The following is a 20,953-nucleotide window of genomic DNA, read 5'->3' as shown; positions in this document are numbered from 1 at the left end:
CTGCCGCAGGGCGGGCGCGATGGCGGGCAGGAGATGGCAGGCGCGACCGGATCAATGTCCGGTCATGCGCTCCGACTCTTCCTCGTCCGGCGGCACCAGCGGTGCGTCGGGCTCGTCGTGGGCTTCGATGCGTGCCGCTTCGACAGACGGCGTGCGCCAGCCGGCGCGCACGCCCCACACATAGAACACCAGACCCACCACGCCGACCGTGAACAGGTCCCAGCCGTAGGGCAGGTAGCCGTGGCCGCCGAACGTGGTGCTGCCCAGCCATGACACGATCGCCATCACCGGCAGGTAGCAGATCAGCCACCAGGCGCCCTTCATCTGCCGGCCGAAATCGTGCCAGCCACTTTTCGCCTGGTAGTACAGGTACACCGGCAGCGCCACCACCATCAGCAGGATGATCTGGCCGGTCAGCGGCCAGCGTGCCCAGTACAGCAGCTCGGTCGCCATGATGAAGGCCACGCCGGCGATCACCGGCAGGCCGATCAGGCGCAGCGGGCGCTTCAGTTCCGGTGCGGTGCGACGCAGCGTCATCACGCTGACCGGGCCGGTCAGGTAGGAGATCACCGTGGCCACCGAGATCACCGCCGCCAGCGTGCCCCAGCCGCGGAAGAAGAACAGGAACAGGAACGCCACCACCAGGTCCAGCCACATCGCCGGACGCGGTACGCCCCATTTCGGGTGGATCCGGCCAAAGATCTTCGGCAGGGTGCCGTTGCGCTCCATGCCGTAGATCATCCGCGCGGTCGTCGCGGTGTAGGTCATGCCGGTGCCGCTGGGGCTGATGAAGGCATCGGCGTACAGCAGCAGGGCCAGCCAGTTCAGGTTGAGGATCACCGCCAGCTCGGCGAACGGCGAGCTGAAGTCGATGCCGTGCCAGCCGAACTTGGCCAGCATGTCGGGCGGTACCGCGCCCAGGTAGGCCACCTGCAGGATCAGGTAGACCACGGCGGCCAGCACGATCGAGCCGATCACCGCGAACGGAATGCTCTTGCCGGGATTGTGTGCTTCGCCGGCCAGGTTCACCGGACTCTGGAAGCCGTTGAAGCTGAACACGATGCCCGCGGTGGCTACAGCGGTAAGGATCGCCGCGAAGTCGCTGACGTGGGTGCCGCCGTGCAGGCCCACCGAGAAGTTCGAGTGGTGGAAACCGCTGGCGATCAGTGCCAGGCCGGTGGCGGCGGGCACGATCAGCTTGAAGATGGTGATCGCCGTGTTGGAGTGGGCGAACAGCTTCACGCTCCAGAAGTTGAGCAGGAAGTACATGATCACCAGCGCCGCGGCGATCATCAGGCCGGCCGGCGCCAGCTCGCCGTGGCCGTTGGTGACGTGGTACAGGTTCTGCGCCCACTGCCACTTCCAGCCGGACATGTACTGCACCGAGGCCTCGGCTTCCACCGGAATCACCGAGACGATGGCGATCCAGTTGGCCCAGGCGGCGATGAAGCCGACCAGCGAGCCGTGCGAATAGTGGCCGTAGCGCACCATGCCGCCGGACTCGGGGAACATCGCGCCCAGCTCGGCGTAGGTCAGCGCGATCACCATGATCACGGCGGCGCCGATCACCCAGGCCCAGGTTGCGCCGGGGCCGGCCAGTTTGGCGGCGTTCCAGGCACCGAACAGCCAGCCGGAGCCGATGATCGAGCCCAGGCCGGTAAGCATGAGAGGAAAAGCGCGGACATCGCGCCGGATCGAATTGGAATGCGACATGCAGGCTCCCGGGTGGCCAAGGAGTGAAGCCGTCTCCCCGACGGCACAAGCCTGTGATGATGACAGACCTGAGCGGCGCCTGTCAGCCGCGTGCAGGCGTGGTGCCGGTCGTGCGCCGGTGGCGCGTGGCGTGCCGGCGATCCGGTCGGCACGCAGGCCGATCTCTGCATGCGGCGCCGGATCAGGCTGGTTAGGAGTTTTAATCGCTTCATCCGGAACAAGAGATATATATAATGGCGCGGTCGCCAAGCCACGGGTTTTCCAGATGCCGTCGATCAGCCTCGAGTTCTTTCCGCCCAAGACCGACGAGCAGCGCGCGCAGCTCGACCGCGCCGCCACGGCGTTGCAGGCGGTTGAACCGGATTATGTTTCGGTGACGTTCGGTGCGGGCGGCTCCACGCTGAGCTACACCGCCGAGACGGTGCAGCGGCTGCACCAGCAGCACGGTTTCCACGTCGCCCCGCATCTTTCCTGCATGGGCGGCAGCCGCGCCGAGATCGCCGCGTTGCTGGACGAATACCGCGCCGCGGGCTACCGGCGCATCGTGGCGCTGCGCGGCGACCTGCCCTCGGGCATGGCTACGCCGGGCGACTTCCGTTACGCCGCCGAGCTGGTGCGCTTCATCCGCGAGTACTCGGGCGACCATTTCCATATCGAGGTGGCGGCCTATCCCGAGGTGCATCCACAGGCGGACGACGCGCTGGCCGACCTGCGGCATTTCAAGAGCAAGGTCGAGGCTGGCGCGAACGGCGCGATCACGCAGTATTTCTTCAACCCCGATGCCTATTTCCGTTTCGTCGACGATGCGCAGCGGCTGGGCGTGGCGGTGCCGATCGTGCCGGGCATCATGCCGATCTCCAACTTCAGCCAGCTCAAGCGGTTTTCCGATGCGTGCGGCGCCGAGATCCCGCGCTGGATCGCCAAGCGCATGCAGGCGCACGGCGACGATGCGGCCGCGATCCGCGAGCTGGGCGTCGAGGTGGTGGCGCAGCTATGCCGGCGTCTGCTCGACGGCGGCGCGCCCGGGCTGCACTTCTATACGCTGAACCGTGCCCGGACCACGCTCGCAATCCTGGACCGACTGCACTGAAGCGTTCCGGGCGCGGCGCTATGCTTCGTGCATGCGCCCGCTGATCCTGCTGCTTCTGTTGTGCTGTGCTGCCGCCGCGCATGCGCAGGACGCCATCCACCATTGCGTGGATGCGAACGGCAACCCCGTCTTCACCGACAGCACCTGTGCCGCCATGCATGCGGTGCGGGTGATCGCGTCGCCGGCAAGCAACGTTGCCGGGACGCCGCTCAAGCCGCCACCGGCGCTGGAGCATTGCGCGGCCAGCATCGGCACCCTCAAGCGTCGGGTGGTGGATGCCTTCGCCGACCACGACCCGAACCGCATGGCTGGCCTGATGCTGTGGCAAGGCTATGCGAAGCCGGCAGCGGTGGCCGACATGCTGGCGCTGGGCCGGCTGATGCAGCACCCGCTGCTGGGCGTGCAGGTGGTCGGGGCGGATGCCACGACGGTGGCCGGCGGCGATCCGGCACCTGCGGCCACGGTCGATATGCCGGACACATTGCCGCAGGGGCTGCAGCTCAGCACGGGCTCCGACAACGGTCTGGGCGAGCCGGGACAAAGCTATTTCGCAGTGGTACCGCAGGCTGGCTGCCTGTGGCTGCAGGCCGGGGGCTGAGACCGGTTGCCCACGGAGCGAGTATCATGGGCGGTCCCCGACGGAGATTTGCCATGGCACAGCAGTACCCTGATTGGATCTGGCAGAACGGCTCGATCAAGCCGTGGGCCGATGCCACCACCCACGTGATGTCGCACGCGCTGCATTACGGCTCCTCGGTCTTCGAGGGCATCCGCAGCTATGCCACGCCCGACGGCGCGGCGATCTTCCGGCTTACCGACCACCTGAAGCGCCTGTACATGTCGGCGCGCATCTACGACATGCAGCTGCCGTACACCCAGGACGAGCTGGCTGCCGCCTGTCGCGAAGTGATCAAGAAAAACGAACTCACCGCGGCCTATCTGCGCCCGGTGGCGTTCCGCGGCCTGGGCGGCTTCGGCCTGTCCGCCGAAACGCCGATCGACGTGGCGGTGGCCGCCTGGCCGATGGGTCCGTACCTCGGGCCGGAGGCGCTGGAGCAGGGCATTACCGCCTGCGTGTCGAGCTGGCAGCGGTTCGCGCCGAACACCGTGCCCGCCGGTGCCAAGGCCGGTGGCAATTACCTGTCCGGCCAGTTGGTCGCACGAGAGGCGCGTCGGCTTGGTTTCGGCGAAGGCATTGCACTGGCCTCGACCGGCCTGCTCAGCGAGGGTGCTGGCGAGAACCTGTTCCTGGTCTTCGACGGCGTGCTGCACACCACGCCGGCCAGCGCATCCATCCTGACCGGCATCACCCGCGACACCATCAAGGTACTGGCCCGCGAGGACGGCATCGAGGTGGTCGAGCGCGATCTGCCGCGCGAATACCTGTACCTGGCCGACGAAGTGCTGATGTGCGGCACGGCAGCCGAGATCACGCCGATCCGTTCGATCGACGGCAAGCAGATCGGTGCCGGCAAGGCCGGTCGCGTGACCCGTCGTCTGCAGGAGCTGTACTTCGGCCTGTTCAGCGGCAAGACCCACGACAAGTGGGGCTGGTTGGAGCCGGTCTGATCCTGTTTTGCCTAGACGTACAACGAAGCATCGACGGCGGCCCCAGAGCCGCCGTCTTCATTTAGGGTCGTAGCTTTGACGGGTGCGCGGGGCTTGTGGATTGGACGTGGGCGGGCGAGTGTGCAACAAAAGCGACCATCCGTTTTTTCCACTCGTTTGCGAGGCCTGATCGATGAGCTGTCACCTGCTTGTTCTTCTGGGACTGTTGATCGCCCTGCCGGGTGTGGCCCTGGCCGCGCCGACGGCAACGCCGGCCGCGGCGCCCGTGATCCGGTTGTGGCCGGGCGGGGCACCGCCGGACGGGCCGCGCCAGAAGGCATCGCCGACTCTCACGGCCTATATCCCGGCAAGCAATCCCACCCATACGGCGGTGGTGATCTGCCCCGGTGGCGGCTATGCCTTCCTGGCCACCGACTGGGAGGGCACGCTGGTGGCACAGTGGTTCAACCGGCATCACGTGGCGGCCTTCGTACTGCAGTACCGGTACGGTCCCGGGCATGCCTACCCGCAGCCGATCGACGACGGTCGTCGCGCCATGCGCTGGGTGCGCTACCACGCGGCGAAATACGGGCTGGACCCGCACCGCATCGGCATCATGGGCTTTTCGGCGGGCGGGCATGTCGCGTCCACGGTGTCGACCCACTTCGCCGCGAGCACGGCGATCACCCACGACGCCATCGGCAAGGTTTCCGCGCGGCCTGATTTCACCATCCTGGCCTATCCGGTGATCAGCATGAAGGAGGGCCTGACCCACCAGGGTTCGCGGCTCAACCTGATCGGTGCGCATCCGTCGCCGGCACTGGTCGAGAGCCTTTCCAACGAGACCCAGGTCACCGCGGACACGCCGCCGGCGTTCATCTACGACACCGCTGCCGACACCACCGTGCCGCCCGAGAACAGCGTCGACTATTTCCTGGCGCTGCTGCACCACCATGTGCCGGCCGAACTGCACATGTTCCGCGAGGGCGGCCACGGTACCGGCCTGGGCCAGCACGATCGCCTGCTTTCGGTGTGGCCGAAACTGCTGGCACGCTGGATGGCGGGCATGGGGCTGATGGACTATCACGGTATCCAGCCCGAGCACTGATACCAGCAAAAAGGGCGCCTTGCGGCGCCCTTTTTGCGATGGGTGGCGATAGCGCCGATCCACCGGTCAGTAGCGGTAATGCTCCGGCTTGTACGGGCCTTCCACCGGCACGCCGATGTAGGCGGCCTGCTCGGCGCTGAGCTTGGTCAGCTTCACGCCGATCTGCTCCAGGTGCAGGCGGGCGACCTCCTCGTCCAGCTTCTTGGGCAGGCGGTAGACGGTCTTTTCGTATGCGTCCTTGTTCGCCCACAGGTCGATCTGCGCCAGCGTCTGGTTGCTGAAGCTGTTGGACATCACGAAGCTGGGGTGGCCGTGGGCGCAGCCCAGGTTCACCAGCCGGCCCTCGGCCAGCATGTAGATGCTGTGGCCGCCACTCCTGGACGACGTGCCTGCGAAGGTGTAGCGGTCCACCTGCGGCTTGATGTTCTCGCGGGTGACACCTGCGGCGGTGTTCAGGCGATCCATCTGGATCTCGTTGTCGAAGTGGCCGATGTTGCACACGAGTGCGTTGTTCTTCATCGCCGCCATGTGTTCCAGGGTGATGATGTCCTTGTTGCCGGTGGTGGTGACGTAGACGTCGGCGCGGCCCAGGGTGTCCTCGACGGTGGTGACCTCGAAGCCTTCCATTGCCGCCTGCAGCGCGTTGATCGGGTCGATCTCGGTGACGATCACGCGTGCGCCGAAGCCCTTCAGTGAGTGCGCGCAGCCCTTGCCCACATCGCCGTAGCCGCACACCACGGCGACCTTGCCGGCGACCATCAGGTCGGTGGCGCGCTTGATGCCGTCGGCCAGCGATTCACGGCAGCCGTACAGGTTGTCGAACTTGCTCTTGGTCACCGAGTCGTTGACGTTGATCGCGGGCACCAGCAGCTTGCCGGCTTCGGCCAACTGGTACAGGCGATGCACGCCGGTGGTGGTCTCCTCGGACACGCCCTTCCAGCCGGCCGCGACCTTCTTCCAGAAGCCGGGACGCTCCGTGCGGGTGCGCTTGAGCAGGTCCTTGATCACCTGCTCCTCGTGGTTGGCGCCGGGCTGGTCGACCCAGTCCGAGCCGTCTTCCATTTCCACGCCCTTGTGGATCAGCAGGGTGGCGTCGCCGCCATCGTCGACGATCAGTTCGGGACCCTGCATACCGGAGTGGGTCAGCATGTCCAGCGTGCAATCCCAGTATTCCTCCAGCGTCTCGCCCTTCCAGGCGAACACCGGAACACCGCTGGCGGCGATCGCGGCCGCGCAGTCATCCTGGGTCGAGAAGATGTTGCACGAGGCCCAGCGTACCGAGGCACCCAGCGCGCTGAGTGTTTCGATCAGCACCGCGGTTTCCTTGGTCATGTGCAGCGAGCCGGACAGGCGTACGCCCTTCAGCGGCTGCTGCGGCGCGTAGCGGGCGCGGATCTGCATCAGGCCGGGCATCTCCTCTTCGGCCATGCGGATGCGGCGGCGGCCGAGGTCGGCGAGGGCGATGTCGCGGACCTTGTAGTCCGGCGTGGCGGCGTCTTGGGTAACAGCGTTCATCAAATATCTCCGGGTCGGTCTGCGAGTGTGTCGCAGCTCACCGGGCGCCGTTGAAAAGTTGAGCGTCCACCGAGCCTGGCCGTGATGCGCACGGTCGCAGCGCCCCTCGATGGAAAGGGTTGATTGTAGCGTTATGACAACTCGTAAGCAGCGTCATCACGCAAATTCTGTAGGCTAGGGGAGATACCCGACGAGCCTGCATGGCCGTGATTCCGGCAAAAGCCCGGATCCAGCGCCCTGGCGCCGTGTTGAAGACACCGGAGTCCGGCGCCCGCCGGAATGACGGGGTCATGCTTGCCCGGGTGACGTGTAGACGATCCAATTACCGGAGGGACTGATGGAAGCGAGCCGCGACCCCGAATTCCTGCCGCACGACGGCCCACTGCGCGAAGACGTGCACCGACTCGGCGCGATGGTTGGCCGCATGCTGGCCGAACAGGGGGGCGAGGCCTTCTTCGAGCGGGTGGAACAAGTGCGGACCGCCGCGATCCGCCGGCGCCTCGACGGCGAGGCGGTGGACGGCCTGGCCGCGTCGCTGGCCGGGCTGGAAGCGGACGACGCGGAAGCGCTGGCACGCGCCTTCGCTACCTATTTCCAGGCAGTGAACACCGCCGAGCGCGTACACCGCATCCGTCGCCGCCGCGACTACCAGCGCGAAAGCGGCGCGGCGCAGCCCGAGTCGCTGCTCGACGTGCTGATCCAGCTGAAGGCGCAGGGCGTGACCGCCGACGAGCTGCTCGACTGGCTGCCGAAAGTGCAGGTCGAGCCGGTATTCACCGCGCACCCCACCGAAGCCGTGCGGCGTTCGCTGCTGGAGAAGGAACAGGCCATCGTGCGCGCACTGGTCGACGACTTCGACCCCACCCGCACGCCGCAGGAGCGCACCGAGGATGACGACCGCATCTTCATGGCGCTGTCGTCCGGCTGGCAGACCGCCGAGGCATCGCCGATCCGTCCCACGGTGCAGGACGAACACCACCACGTCGGCTTCTACATCGCCAACCCGATCTACCGCATCGTGCCGGCACTGTACGAGTCGCTGGGCAGCGCGCTGCGGCAGGTCTATGACCTCGATATTCCGCTGCCACGCCTGCTGAGCTTCGCCAACTGGGTCGGCGGCGACATGGACGGCAACCCCAACGTGGGCGCCGACACCATCGAGACCAGCCTTTCCAGCCAGCGCGCACACGTGCTCGAGCACTACATCGACGACGTCGCCGTGCTGGCGCGCCTGCTCAGCCAGACCGAAGGCCGGGTGGCGGTCGATTCGCGCCTGGTGCGGCGCCTGGCCGACTACCGCGAGCGCTTCCCGCAGGCCGCGGCGCAGATCCGCCCGCGCCATGCCGACATGCCCTACCGCTGCCTGCTCACGTTGGTCGGCGCGCGGCTGCAGGCCACCCACGAGGATCACCACCCCGAGGGTTACGCCAGCGTCGCCGAGCTGCTCGACGACCTGCAGCTGATCGACGACAGCCTGATCGGACATCGCGGTCTGCATGCCGGCGTCTACGCCGTGCGCCGGCTGATCCGCCGCGTGCGTACCTTCGGCTTCCACCTGGCCCGGCTCGACGTGCGCCAGGACTCGCGCGTGCACGACGACGCGCTGGCGGTGCTGCTCGGCGAGCCGCAATGGAACGAGCGCGATGCCGCGGCGCGGGCCGACCGGCTGCGTCCCTATGCCAGCGGCGAGCAGGGTTTCGGGAGCAGCGACGACGAGACCGTGCTGCGTCTGCAGGCGGTGTTCCGCACCCTGGGCGAGGCCCGCCGCCGCTACGGCATCGAAGCCACCGGCCTGTACATCATCAGCATGGCGCGCAGTGCCGCCGACGTGCTTGCGGTGCTGGCGCTGGCCCGCTGCGGCGGGCTGGTCGACGATGCGGCGCGCGTGCCGCTGGACATCGCGCCGCTGTTCGAGACCGTGGACGACTTGAAGAATGCGCCGGCGACCCTGCGCGCGCTGCTCGACGACCCGGTCTATCGCGAGCATCTGCGCGCCCGCGGCGATCGCCAGTGGGTCATGCTCGGCTATTCGGACAGCGGCAAGGACGGCGGCACGCTGGCTTCGCGCTGGGGTCTGCAGCGCGCCCAGGTCGAGCTGCTCGAGGTAGCCGCTGGAGCGGGCATCCAGCTTTCGTTCTTCCATGGTCGCGGCGGTTCGGCCAGTCGCGGCGGTGCCCGCATCATGCCCGCGCTGATGTCCTCGCCACGCGGCTCGGTGGCCGGCGTGCTGCGCGTGACCGAGCAGGGCGAAGTGATCCACCGCAAGTACGGCATCCGCGCGCTGGCGCTGCGCAACCTGGAACAGACCGTAAGCGCAGTGCTGCGGGCCAGCCTGCGACCGCGCGAAGAAGAGTCGCGCGAGGACATCTGGCGCGAGCGCATGAGCGGGCTCGCCGCACGAAGCCGCCACGCCTACCGTGCACTGATCGACCGGCCGGGCTTCATCGAGTACTTCCGTACCGCCACCCCGATCGACGTGATCGAACGGATGGCGATGGGCTCGCGTCCGTCGCGCCGGCGCAGCATGCGTGGCGTGGAAGACCTGCGCGCGATCCCGTGGGTGTTCGCCTGGACCCAGTGCCGCGCCATCATCACCGGCTGGTACGGACTGGGCAGTGCCCTGGAGTGGGGCGCGGCCGAATACGGCGAGAAGGCGCTGGCCGAAATGGCGCGTGACTGGCCGTTCCTTGCCAATGCGCTCGACGACGTCGAGATGCTGCTGGCCAAATGCGACCTCGATATCGCCGAGGCGTTCTCGAAGCTGTCCGGCCCGCTGCACGAGGAATTCTTCGGCCTGATCCGTGACGAATTCGTGCGCACCCGCGACTGGCTGCTGCGGCTCAAGGGCAGCAGCGAACTGCTGCGCGACGACCCGCGCCTGGCGGTGTCGATCCGCCTGCGCAACCCCTACGTCGATCCGATGAGCCTGCTGCAGGTCGACCTGCTGCGCCGCTGGCGTGCCACCGGCGGCGAGGACGACACCCTGCTGCGGGCCCTGGTCGCCTGCGTCAACGGCGTGTCGCAGGGGCTGCAGAACACCGGCTGAGCCGCGCCTCGAACAAAGTGTCCGCCAGCGGATGGCGTTGTCCGCTGGCGGACGCTCGCGTGGGCCGCGTGATGCGAGCTTTCGCGTCACGTCTGGGGTTCAACGGGGATTGGCAAGCGATCGGCGTTGGCATGGCATTTGCCGCATGCCATGCATGGATATCGCCAATCCCATGATCAAGATCCGCAAGCGTCGTCGCCTGCAGTGGAGCATCGCCACGGGCACGCTCATGGCACTTGTCCTGCTGGTGCTGATGCTGCGTCTGGGGCCGGCCTTGCCGACCGTCGACCGCAGCAGCCTGTGGATCGACAGCGTGCAGCGGGGCGACATGCTGCGCGAAGTGCGTGCCACCGGCACCCTGGTGCCGCGCGAAATCCGCTGGCTGGCCGCCGCCACACCCGCCACGGTGGAGAAGATCCTGGTCTGGCCCGGCGCACAGGTGCAGCCGGATACCGTGCTGATGCGCTTGTCCGACCCCGCGACCGAGGATGCACTGCGCAACGCGCAGGCCCAGGTCGTTGCGGCCGAGGCCGATGTGGCGGCCAAGCGTGCCGAACTCGAATCGCAGTTGCTCGACCAGCGCGCCGGCCTGGCCCAGGCCGAGTCTGACTACGCCTCGGCCAAGGTCAAGGCGGTGGCTGATGCCAAGGCCGAGAAGATGCAGCTGATTCCACGCGTGCAGTACGAGCAGGAGCAGATCGTACTGAAGCAGCTCGCGCTCAGGACAGGAATCGAGCGGCAGCGCGTGACGGCATTTGTCGACAACATGAAGGCGCAGATGGCGGCGGTGCAGGCGGCGCTGCTGCAGCAACGAAGCAACCTTGCCCTGCGCCAGCGGCAAGCCGATGCGCTGCAGGTGAAGGCCGGCATCAAGGGCGTGCTGCAGGACGTGCCCGTGCAGGAGGGTGCACAGGTGGCTGCCGGTGCGAACCTGGCACGCGTGGCTGTGCCCGATGTATTGATCGCCCGCCTGCAGGTGCCCGAAGTCCAGGCCAAGGACGTGGTCCTGGGCATGCCGGTGAGCGTGGACACCCACAACGGCCTAGTCGACGGCAAAGTCGAGCGTATCGATCCGGCTGTGCGCGACGGCAGCGTGCGGGTAGACGTGAGTTTGACCGGCAAGCTGCCGCCGGGCGCGCGCCCTGATCTCTCCGTCGACGGGCGCATCCGCATTGCGGAACTGCACGATGTGCTGTCGGTGGGACGCCCCGCGCTGGCCAAGGCCGATGGCGACCTCAGCCTGTTCCGCCTCGATCCTGGGGGCGATACCGCGACCCGGGTGCCGGTTCGCATTGGCGCCACTTCGGTCGATCGCGTGCAGGTTCTGCGCGGGCTGAAGGTTGGCGACAAGGTGATCCTGTCCGATACCAGCCAGTGGGACAACTACGACCGTATTCGGTTGGAGTGAGCCACGGAGGCAGCGCCAGATGATGCGTCAGCAAGACGCCCCGAATGGCTCTGCTTCGTCCGGTCGTTTGCCTCACTGGCGGACAACGGTTCCAGAAACAACGTGATCCAGCAAATGGAGTTCTCATGACCGACCATGCTTCCGTCATCACCCTTCGCGACATCCGCAAGGTATTCCAGGCCGACGAAGTGGAAACCCACGCGCTGAGCGAGGTGCATCTGGACATCCGTCGCGGCGAGTACGTGTCCATTTCGGGGCCGTCCGGCTGCGGCAAAACCACGCTGCTGTCGATCCTTGGGCTGCTCGATACCGCGACTGAAGGCAGCTACGTACTCAACGGCCATGATGTCGCTGGGCTCAACGCCGGGCAGCGCGCACGCATCCGCAACGCAGAGATCGGCTTCATCTTCCAGGCCTTCAACCTGATCGGCGATCTCACCGTGCAGGAAAACGTCGAACTGCCGCTCACCTATCGTGGGGGCATCGATGCCGGCGAGCGTCGGACACGGGTGCAGGAAGCACTGGAACGTGTGGGTATGGCGCACCGCATGCGGCACTATCCGGCACAGCTTTCCGGCGGCCAGCAGCAGCGCGTGGCAGTGGCGCGCGCGCTGGTCGGGCGTCCCGCGATACTGCTGGCCGACGAACCTACCGGCAACCTCGACTCGCGTAACGGCGAGGCGGTGATGAGCCTGCTCGACGAACTGCACAAAGGCGGTGCCACGCTCTGCATGGTCACCCACGACGCCCGCTACGCCGAACTGGCGCAGCGCAAGGTACGCCTGTTCGACGGGCGCGTGGTCGACGAGGAAACCTTCGACCGGCTGCGTCGCGAGGACGAGTCACGCCTCGATGCGTTGATCGGTCAGCGCATCGGTGTCGGTGCATGAACATCTGGCTTGCCGAGATCTGGCTCGCGTGGCGCGCCAGCCTGCGCCGCCCCGGTTTCCTGCTGCTGGCTGCCGGTGTGCTGGCGCTGGGCATCGGTGCGACCACAACGGTGTTCGCATTGATCCAGGGCACGCTGATGAAGCCGCTGCCGTATCCGCAAGCCGGGCGACTGGTAGCGCTTGGCATGCCGGAGGACAACGGGGCCGTCACCACGTCGCCGCAGATGTACCAGCATTTGCTTGGCCTCGACGGAGTCCGGTCGATCGGTATCGGCGCGTCGCTGGCACCGTCCAACGTCTATGTTCAGGGCCAGCCGGTGCAGGTGCCGACGATGCTGGCCGATCGTCACCTGCTGCCCACGCTTGGCGTGCACCTGTTCCTCGGTCGTGATTTCACAGCTGACGAGGATCGTCCGCACGGACCGTCGGCAGTCATCCTCGGGTACGCCTTCTGGCAGCGTTTTTGTGGTGGACGGAAGGATGTCGTGGGGCGAACGCTTGTGGTCGAAGGTACGCCGCACATCATCGTTGGCGTGCTGCCTGCCGGCTTCGACCTGTTTGGCAAGATCGACATCATGCTGCCGATGGCGCTGTCGCCGGGCACCACCGACGACGGCACCAACGATCTCACGGTGGCGCGCCTTGCGCCGGGTGTGAGCCTCGCGTCGGTATCGTCCCAGATCGATGCACGCCTACGCACCATGGAGTCGTCCAACGCCTACTCGGCGTCACAACATGCGTTCTGGCGGCATGTGCATTTCCGGGCCGTCACTTTGCGACAGCAACGGCATGCCGACGAACACGGCGTGATGATGCTATTCCTTGGTTGCGCGCTGCTGGTGTTGCTGATCGCGCTGGTCAATGTGGGCAACCTCATGCTGCTGCGCACCTTGGCACGCGGCCACGACGGCGCGGTACGCCGTGCCTTGGGTGCATCGGCGTTGCACCAGGCCCTGCCTGTATTGGCTGAGGCGTTGCTGATGGGCCTGTGTGCGGGGCTGGCCGGTATCGTGCTGGCCTCCCTGGGGCTGAAGATGTTGCGTGTCTTCGTGGCCGGGAATCTCGTCGACCTGAGCGTGGTGGCGTTCGGGCCAGGCACCATGGCGCTGGCAGTAGTCGCCGCGGTGGTCGTCGCACTGCTTGCCGCAGGCATGGGTGTGTGGCGTAGCCGTCACTTGGCGGATCCCGAGCGCTTGCGTGAGGGCGGCCGCACCGATCGGCGCCTGGGCCGTGTACTGGTGGTGACGCAGGTCGTGCTGGCGACGATGATGCTTTCAGTCACCGGATTGTTTCTGCATGCGCTTTACCAGGCCGCGCACACGCGACTCGGGTTTTCCGATCGCGGCATCCTGACGTTCGAACTGGCGCCGGTGAAGGCGATCTACCCGGATGCCGCCAGTATTCAGCGGTTGTCGCAGCAGGTGCTGGAGCCATTGCGGAATTTGCCTGGCGTCGATGCGGCCATTGCCAGTACCAACCTGCCGGTAGGCATGCAGTTCAACATCGGCGACGTGGTCTCCTCGCGCGGCGAGCAGCCGCAGAACGTACAGTTCCGCGCCATCACGCCGGGCTTCTTCACGTTGTTCCACATTCGCATACATGCGGGTAGGGTCTTCACGCGCGAGGATGCCCGCGGCAGCGAACCGGTGGCGATCGTCAACCGCGAACTGGCCCGTCACGATTACGGAGGCGATGCGCTCGGCAAGACCATCACCATCGGTAGCGGCGGGCACCGGCTGCCCCTGCGTATCGTTGGCGTAGTCGACAACACCAGCCAATTCGGGGCGTTGTGGCCCCAACCACCGATCCTTTACCTGCCGCTGACCCAGACGCCGACTCAACTGCTCGATGTGTTCCGCTACTTCGAGCCGATGCGCTTCGCGATCCGCGTGCACGGCGATCCGGCGACCTACCGCGACGCGGTGCGCCGGGTCGTGGCCCGCGTGGCTCCGATGCAACCGATCGCCAACCTGCGCACGCTGACCTCTGTCGTCGCCAGTCAGACCGCCGATACGCGCCAGGACCTGTTGCTGATCGGCGTGTTGGCCGCCATGGCCCTGTTGTTGGCTACAACCGGCTTGTATGCCGTGATGGCGGTGTCGGTGGCTGCCCGGGAGTGCGAGATCGGTGTTCGCATGGCGCTGGGCGCTGCGCCGCCGCGCCTCTTGCGCCGCATACTGCTGGATGGTGCGTGGCAGGTACTGATCGGGCTGATGATCGGCATCGGCCTTACGCTCGGCCTGGCGCGGTTCGCGCGTGAATTGATGTTCGACGCGCTGGGACGGACTAATGCCTTCGAGCCATGGGCCCTGGCAGGTGTGGTCGCGCTGCTGCTGCTGGCCGGGTTGCTGGCCTGCCTGGTCCCGGCATTGCGCGCGTCGCGGGTGGCGCCGATGCGTGCGTTGAGGGGGGATTGATCATGATGATCGTGCGCGAACTTCGCGAAGCATGGCGGCGGCTTGTCGGGCGGCTGGGATACACGCTGCTTTCGGTTGTTGTGCTGGGCGTAGGGCTGGGTGTGCTGCTGTTCCTGTTCGCGATGATCAATGACGTCATCTTGCAGCCGTTACCGTTCCCGCAGGCCAACCGCTTGGTGGCGGTGGGCGAGCCTGTGTTCAACGGCATCGGTGGGATGGATAGCGATCAATACCTGCAGCTGCGTGGCAAATTGCACAGCATGGCTTTGATGGGTGCGTACACGGGTGCCGACATCAACCTCGACAGTGGCAGCGGAGCGACGCATCACACGGGGGCTCTGCTCACTGCCTCCATGATGAAGTTGCTGGGCATCAAGCCCTTGCTTGGGCGTAGCCTGGTGCCTGCCGACGACAAGCCTGACGCGCCGCGTGTGGTGCTGCTGAACGAGGCGTTGTGGCGCCATGCATTCGCTGCCGATCCGCACATCATCGGTCGCGCCGTGCGTGTGAACGGGGCCTGGGCTACGGTGGTTGGTGTGTTGCCTTCGGACGTCGGTTTCCCGAGTGGCGATACGGAGGCATGGATGCCGTTGCATCTCGAATCGGGTCGGCACGGCTACATCTCGGTGGCCGCCCGGTTGGCACCCGCGATCCAGCTGGACCAGGCGCGCGCGGAGCTGAACGCCTGGGCTGGCCGGCTGCAACGCACGTTGCCGCCGGGTCAGCGTGCAGAGCGGTTGACGATCTACCCGCTATCGGTGAGCTTTGCGCCGCTGGACTTGCGCCGGTGGCTGTGGCTGATGTTCGGTGCCGGCGTGGTGGTGATGCTGTTGGCGTGCATCAATGTCGCCAATCTGCAATTGATGCAGACATTGCAGCGTCGTCACGAGCTGGCTCTGCGCAGTGCGCTGGGGGGTAGTCGCGCCCGACTGATGCTCGGCGCCCTGATCGAGAGTCTGTTGCTGGCGGCGGCCGCGCTGGCGGTTGCGTTGCCTGTTGCGCATGGATGCATTCGCTGGATGCATGAGACCTGGATGGCGACTCATCCGGATTCGATACCCTTTACGCACGGTATCGACGGTTGGGTGCTGGCTTTCGGTGCTGCGGTGGCGATGCTAGGCACCGCGCTGGCCGGAGGCATTCCTGCCTGGCGTGCGTCGCGGCCTGATCTGCAGGATGCCTTGCGCGACGGCAGCAAGGGCTCCGGTGGCGGCTTCGCACGGGTGGCGAAGGTGATGGTGGTGGTCGAAGTGGCGCTTACCGTAGTGCTGCTGGTGGGCGCGGGTACCTTCGTGCGCGCGCTGGATGCACTGCTGGCACAGCCAACGGTGGGTGCGACGCATGCCACCCATGTGTTGACCGCCAACGTGGCGTTGCCGCCGAAGTTGTATCGGGACGATGCGCAGCGCATACGCTTTTTCGACAGCGTGGTCGAGCGCCTGCGCCAGGATCCCGGAGTGGTCGACGCAACGGCCTCGGATACCGTGCCGAGCGCAGTGCTCGGCAGTCACGAAGACGTTTCCTTGCCGGGCCAGGTGCAGCCTTCGGACGGTTGGCTTCGGCCGCAGATGGGCATCGTCGATCCGCATTTCCTCGACACTTACGGTGTGCGTCTGCTCGAAGGTCGCTTTTTCGACGCGCGAGACCATGCGGGAAGCGAGCCCGTGGTGGTTGTCGATGCCAAGATGGCTGCCACGATGTGGCCACATCAGGGTGCACTCAACCGCAAACTGGTGCTTTATCCAGGGCACTCATGGGCGAAGACGGTGACTGTGGTCGGTGTGGTCCAGTCGCTGCAGCTCGACAGCATGACGGAGAGGTCACGGCCGGGCCTGCTAATGCCGTTGGATCAGGCGGCTACCATGTCGCCGCTGCACGCGGTCGGGCTGGCCGTGCGGACACATGCCGCAGCCGTTGCCTTCTCGCCGCGATTGACCGATGCGGTGCATGGCGTCGACCCGCAGGCAGCCGTCTATGCCGTGTATAGCCAGGCGAAGGACATAGCGGTGGCTCGCGTAGGATTGGTGGTGCTGACTGACGTGTTCAGCGGGCTCGGCCTAGTGGCGTTGTTGCTGGCAGCTGCCGGGCTCTACGGCGTGCTGGCGTTTTCGGTGGAGCAGCGCACGCGCGAGATCGGCATTCGCCGGGCCATTGGCGCGGTGGGTGGCGCCATTCTGCGCGATGCGGGGCGTCAACTGTTCTGGCAGCTGGGCCTGGGGTTGCTGATCGGCTTTGTGCTGGCCGTGCCCTGGTCGAATGTGCTGGCAAGCCCGGACCTGCGCACACGCGCGCACGATCCGGTGGTGTTCGTCACCGTTCTGCTGCTGGTGGGGTGCGTGTCGGTGCTGGCTGTGCTGTTGCCACTGCTGCGTGCCTTGCGGGTCGATCCCGCCATCGCGCTGCGCTACGAGTGATCGCTACACTGCAGGCATGAATCAGGGCATGGCGCGCGAATCGAATCCGATGGTACTGCTGGCCGACGACCAGGTCGACGTGCGCGAGGCGTTGCGTCTGCTGCTGAAGGCCGAGGGCATCGCCAGCGTGGGGGTGGCCGATCCGGCCATGGCCCTGGATGCCGTGCGCCGGCGCGAATTTTCCTGCGCCCTGATCGACTGCAACTATTCGCGCGATACCACCTCGGGTGAGGAGGGCATCGAGTTGCTGGAACAGCTGCGTCAGGCGGCACCGGAGTTGCCGGTGGTGGCGATGACCGCATGGGGCAATGTGCCGCTGACGGTGGAGGCGATGCGCCGCGGAGCCGCCGACTTCATCGAGAAACCGTGGGACAACGCACGACTGGTCAGCGTGCTGCGTGCCCAGATCGCGCTGGGCGAAAGCGCGCGCCGGCAGCGGCGGCTGGAAGCCGAGAACGCGCTGCTGCGCGGTGACGTGGGCGAATGTATTGCCGAGTCGCCGGCGATGCGACGGGTGCTGGCTCTGGTCGAGCGCGTTGCACTCAGTGACGCCAACGTGCTGGTGCTGGGCGAGAACGGTACCGGCAAGGGCGTGATCGCCGAGCGTATCCATGCACTTTCGCCGCGTGCCGCACGTTCGCTGGTCAAGGTGAACATGGGAGGTATCGCCGAGAGCGTGTTCGAGTCGGAGATGTTTGGTCATGTGCGTGGCGCCTACACCGACGCCAAGGGCGAGCGCATCGGCCGCTTCGAGCTTGCCGACGGCGGCACCCTGTTCCTGGACGAGATCGGCAACGTTCCCGCGGCACAGCAGCCCAAGCTGCTGCGGGTCCTCGAGGACGGCGAGTTCGAACGGCTGGGTTCCTCGCGCACGCAGCGGGTGGACGTGCGGCTGGTTTCCGCGACCAATGCCGATCTCGCCACGGAAGTGGCCGAGGGACGTTTCCGCCGCGACCTGCTGTACCGGCTCAATACGCTGGAGGTCAGGCTACCGCCCCTGCGCGAGCGCCGTGAGGACATTCTGCCGATGGCACGCGTTTTCCTGGCGCGCAGCGCGGCGCGCTATGGCCGTGATGGTCTTGCGCTCGCACCCTCCGCGGAGCGGGCACTGGTGGCGTGGGGCTGGCCGGGAAATGTGCGCGAGTTGCAGCATCTGATGGAACGTGCCGCACTGCTGGCCGAACATGATCAGGTCAGTGCCGCGGCGCTTGCCTTCGGGCCGCCGACCGAAGCCGGGCCGGACCTGGACGGCATGACGCTCGAACAGGCCGAGGCAATGCTGGTGAAGCGTGCGCTGGAACGCCACGACGGCAATCTGCAGCACGCCGCCGATGCCCTGGGAATCACCCGCCAGTCACTGTACCGGCGCCTGGAAAAGCACGAGCTGCGCGTTGCCGGCGATGACGACTGAGCTATCCGAGCAGCGTGCCGGACGCATGCCACGGTTCGAACGTCGCGTGCTCTACGGTGCGCTGCTGGTGGCCGCGCCCGCCTGGCTGCTGGTCTGGGTAATGGTGCTGTTCAAGCCGCTGGATACCGTGGTCCGCGCCGGCTTGCTGGCAAGCGCCATCGCGCTTACGGCATGGCTGGCATACCGGCATCTGCGTCGTGTCACCTATCCGCTGCATACACTGTCGGGTCTGCTGGAGGCCTTGCGGGAGGGCGACTACAGCCTGCGCGGCACTTCCGGCGGCGTGCTCGGCGACGTGATCTACGACATCAACGCACTGGCAGACCGCTTGCAGCGCGAGCGGCTCGACTTCGAGGAATCGTCGTACCTGTTGGGCAAGACGCTGGCGGCGCTGGACAGCGCGGTCTTCGTGTTCGACGAACAGCAGCGGCTGCGCCTGGCCAACCCGGCCGGACAGACACTGCTGGACACATCGCGTGATTCTCTGTTCGGCCGCACGTCCGCCGAGCTGGGCCTGGACCTGTTGCTGGCCGGTGCGCCTGCGCGCGTGCTTTCGCACGGATTCCCGGGGCGGGCTGGGCGTTTCGAGGTCCGTCATGCGCCGCTGCGCAGTGGCGGCCGTGGTGGTCAGCTGCTGGTGGTCAACGATGTCGGTCGCGTGCTGCGTGAGGAAGAACGTCAGGCCTGGCAGCGCCTGCTGCGCGTGCTCGGCCACGAGGTCAACAATTCGCTGGCGCCGATCCAGTCGATGGCCGGCACGCTGGCGACCCTGGCCGCACGCGAGCGGCTGCCGGACGATTGGCGCGACGACTTCCGCAGCGGGCTGGAGCTGATCGGCCATCGCGCCGAGGCGCTGGGACGATTTCTTTCCAGCTACAGCCGGCTGGCGCGACTGCCGCCGCCGCAGCCGCGTGCTGTCGACCTGGTGGCCCTGTTGCGCAAGGTGGCCGGGCTGGAACAGCGCCTGGCGATACAGCTCGAAGCCGCAGACGTGCCGGTTGTGCAGGCCGATCCCGATCAGATCGAGCAGGCGTTGATCAACCTGCTGCGCAATGCGGTCGAGGCTGTCCAGTCCACCGACGGCGGCGTGCGCATGCGTTGTCACAGCGAGACCGGACGGGTATGCATCGAGGTGGAGGACGATGGCCTGGGGCCGCCTTCAAGCGACAACCTGTTCGTGCCGTTCTTCACCACCAAGCCCGGTGGCTCCGGTATCGGCCTGGCACTGGTGCGCCAGATCGCCGAGGCGCACGAGGGTGGGGTGACATTGACGGCGCGGGTCGACACGCCGGGCGCGATAGCCTGTCTGTGGTTGCCCGTTGCCGCGCAGCCGTCGCTGGATGGCGTTCGTCCTACTGCAGCGGTGCCCTGATCCGGTTGGCTGCCGGCTGCGTGGCCGTGGTGGCTTTTGTGGCGGCACTACTGCAGGTCAGCGAATGAAACCTTTGCTGCTCCATTCGAATTGAGGCTTGCAGGCGTCGGTCTACCCAGTCAGCCGACGGCGTGAGGGGTTTGCCCAACTGGCGGGCAATCGCGCGGTCTGCATCGAGCTCGCTCTTGGCATGCATGTCTGCGTCGAGGCAGGCGGCGGTATGTGCTCGATCGCATGATGCGTGGACGGGAATCAGCCAATCCATCTCGCGTTCACGCGTCAGTGTCTGCTGGCAATCCTGCGCGCCTTGTGCGGTCCATCGCTGCAATTCGATGCCGATGAGGTTGGCGATGATCGCCCATGACCTGGTCAGCTTGGTCCCGATCTTGCGGCACGCCGATCGTCGCTGCGCAAACTCGGGGCCATCGGGTCGGCAGGCCTTCATCAGGGGCTGGTAGGCAGGCATGGGCATCAGTGATACGTAGATGCGGACCTGCAACAGACGGTCGTGTTTTTCGTCCAGGCGATAAGGCAGGTCCATGTCGGGCGGAGGAGGTGGCAGGTCTGCCAGTCCATGCTGGATGCGTCTGGCCAGCGATGTCTGATAGGTCTCGAAGCCACCGGCCTGGGACATGCGCTGCAGGATTCGGGTCACTTCAGGCGCCTTACCGTGGCCCTGCGCGGCGTTCAGTGCAGGCAGCCAGCCCAGTGCGTTGTGCGGTGCCAAGGCTTGCAGCCGAAGGGCGCGCCGATGGATGTCACAGCCATCAGCCGGCACGCATTCCAGCATGGCCAGTGCAGCGATGTCCGCTGCCGTGGGGTCGCGCCGTGATGCCTGGTCCAGTCGTTGAAGCGCACGACGGTTCGCGTTCGCGGGCGGTGGCTGCAGCATGGCTGCCGTGACCAATGAGTCGGCATCGGGACGATGCTCCAGCGTGGTCACCGCCTGGCTGAGCCAGCGATCGTGGAGATTGCCGTTCGACGCAGCAGTGCTGCCGTATGCCAGTGCGATGGTGGCGAG

At 66.5% G+C, this 20,953-nt stretch carries 14 protein-coding genes and 1 riboswitch; of the genes, 11 read left to right on the top strand and 3 right to left on the bottom strand.

Annotation, left to right across the window (positions count from 1 at the left end; genetic code table 11):
* Positions 1 to 51: 51 nt before the first annotated feature.
* A complete protein-coding gene (locus tag RA164_RS13585; protein WP_329741376.1) occupies positions 52 to 1,713 on the bottom strand; it encodes an APC family permease in 1,662 nt (553 codons plus the stop codon).
* A 265-nt stretch (positions 1,714 to 1,978) separates the two neighbouring features.
* Between RA164_RS13585 and metF the strand changes: the two genes are divergently transcribed.
* The 4 genes from metF (at position 1,979) to RA164_RS13565 (ending at position 5,459) form a co-directional block, all read left to right on the top strand.
* Entirely contained in the window at positions 1,979 to 2,803 is an 825-nt protein-coding gene (metF, locus tag RA164_RS13580; protein WP_329741375.1) for a methylenetetrahydrofolate reductase [NAD(P)H], read from the top strand.
* Between the two features lie 31 nt (positions 2,804 to 2,834).
* Positions 2,835 to 3,401 carry a DUF4124 domain-containing protein gene (locus RA164_RS13575; protein WP_329741374.1) on the top strand — a complete coding sequence of 189 codons (567 nt, stop codon included), beginning with the start codon at positions 2,835 to 2,837 and terminating at the stop codon, positions 3,399 to 3,401.
* Positions 3,402 to 3,454: 53 nt separating this feature from the next.
* Entirely contained in the window at positions 3,455 to 4,372 is a 918-nt protein-coding gene (locus RA164_RS13570; protein WP_329741373.1) for a branched-chain amino acid transaminase, read from the top strand.
* A 172-nt stretch (positions 4,373 to 4,544) separates the two neighbouring features.
* Positions 4,545 to 5,459, top strand: a complete 915-nt coding sequence (locus RA164_RS13565) for an alpha/beta hydrolase (RefSeq protein WP_329741372.1) — start codon at positions 4,545 to 4,547, stop codon at positions 5,457 to 5,459.
* Positions 5,460 to 5,525: 66 nt separating this feature from the next.
* Here RA164_RS13565 and ahcY read toward each other — a convergent pair whose 3' ends face one another.
* A complete protein-coding gene (gene ahcY, locus RA164_RS13560; RefSeq protein WP_329741371.1) occupies positions 5,526 to 6,974 on the bottom strand; it encodes an adenosylhomocysteinase in 1,449 nt (482 codons plus the stop codon).
* 35 nt (positions 6,975 to 7,009) lie between these two features.
* A riboswitch (S-adenosyl-L-homocysteine riboswitch) is annotated at positions 7,010 to 7,088 on the bottom strand.
* Between the two features lie 223 nt (positions 7,089 to 7,311).
* On the opposite strand from ahcY, the gene ppc reads away from it, so the two are divergent.
* The 7 genes from ppc (at position 7,312) to RA164_RS13525 (ending at position 19,932) form a co-directional block, all read left to right on the top strand.
* Complete coding sequence (gene ppc, locus RA164_RS13555) at positions 7,312 to 10,020, top strand: phosphoenolpyruvate carboxylase (RefSeq protein ID WP_329741370.1); 2,709 nt, start codon at positions 7,312 to 7,314, stop codon at positions 10,018 to 10,020.
* Between the two features lie 154 nt (positions 10,021 to 10,174).
* Entirely contained in the window at positions 10,175 to 11,428 is a 1,254-nt protein-coding gene (locus tag RA164_RS13550) for an efflux RND transporter periplasmic adaptor subunit (RefSeq protein WP_329741369.1), read from the top strand.
* A 125-nt stretch (positions 11,429 to 11,553) separates the two neighbouring features.
* Positions 11,554 to 12,318: an ABC transporter ATP-binding protein gene (locus RA164_RS13545; RefSeq protein WP_329741368.1), complete on the top strand. Its 765-nt coding sequence runs from the start codon at positions 11,554 to 11,556 to the stop codon at positions 12,316 to 12,318.
* A complete protein-coding gene (locus tag RA164_RS13540) occupies positions 12,315 to 14,735 on the top strand; it encodes an ABC transporter permease (protein WP_329741367.1) in 2,421 nt (806 codons plus the stop codon). The genes RA164_RS13545 and RA164_RS13540 overlap by 4 nt, the downstream gene beginning before the upstream one ends.
* Before the next feature lie 2 nt (positions 14,736 to 14,737).
* Positions 14,738 to 17,149 carry an ADOP family duplicated permease gene (locus tag RA164_RS13535; RefSeq protein ID WP_329741366.1) on the top strand — a complete coding sequence of 804 codons (2,412 nt, stop codon included), beginning with the start codon at positions 14,738 to 14,740 and terminating at the stop codon, positions 17,147 to 17,149.
* 28 nt (positions 17,150 to 17,177) lie between these two features.
* Complete coding sequence (locus tag RA164_RS13530) at positions 17,178 to 18,560, top strand: sigma-54-dependent transcriptional regulator (protein WP_329741365.1); 1,383 nt, start codon at positions 17,178 to 17,180, stop codon at positions 18,558 to 18,560.
* Positions 18,550 to 19,932, top strand: coding sequence for a sensor histidine kinase (locus RA164_RS13525; protein WP_329741364.1), 1,383 nt, complete (start codon positions 18,550 to 18,552; stop codon positions 19,930 to 19,932). Before RA164_RS13530 ends, RA164_RS13525 begins: the two co-directional genes overlap by 11 nt.
* Here the strand turns inward: RA164_RS13525 and RA164_RS13520 are convergent.
* Positions 19,913 to 20,722, bottom strand: a complete 810-nt coding sequence (locus RA164_RS13520) for a hypothetical protein (protein WP_329741363.1) — start codon at positions 20,720 to 20,722, stop codon at positions 19,913 to 19,915. The genes RA164_RS13525 and RA164_RS13520 overlap by 20 nt on opposite strands.
* Between the last annotated feature and the right edge of the window lie 231 nt (positions 20,723 to 20,953).

Source organism: Dyella sp. A6, assembly GCF_036320485.1.
Classification (GTDB): domain Bacteria; phylum Pseudomonadota; class Gammaproteobacteria; order Xanthomonadales; family Rhodanobacteraceae; genus Rhodanobacter_A; species Rhodanobacter_A aluminiiresistens.
Note: the sequence above shows the minus strand (reverse complement) of the source record. Positions and strands in the feature narration are given on the sequence as shown.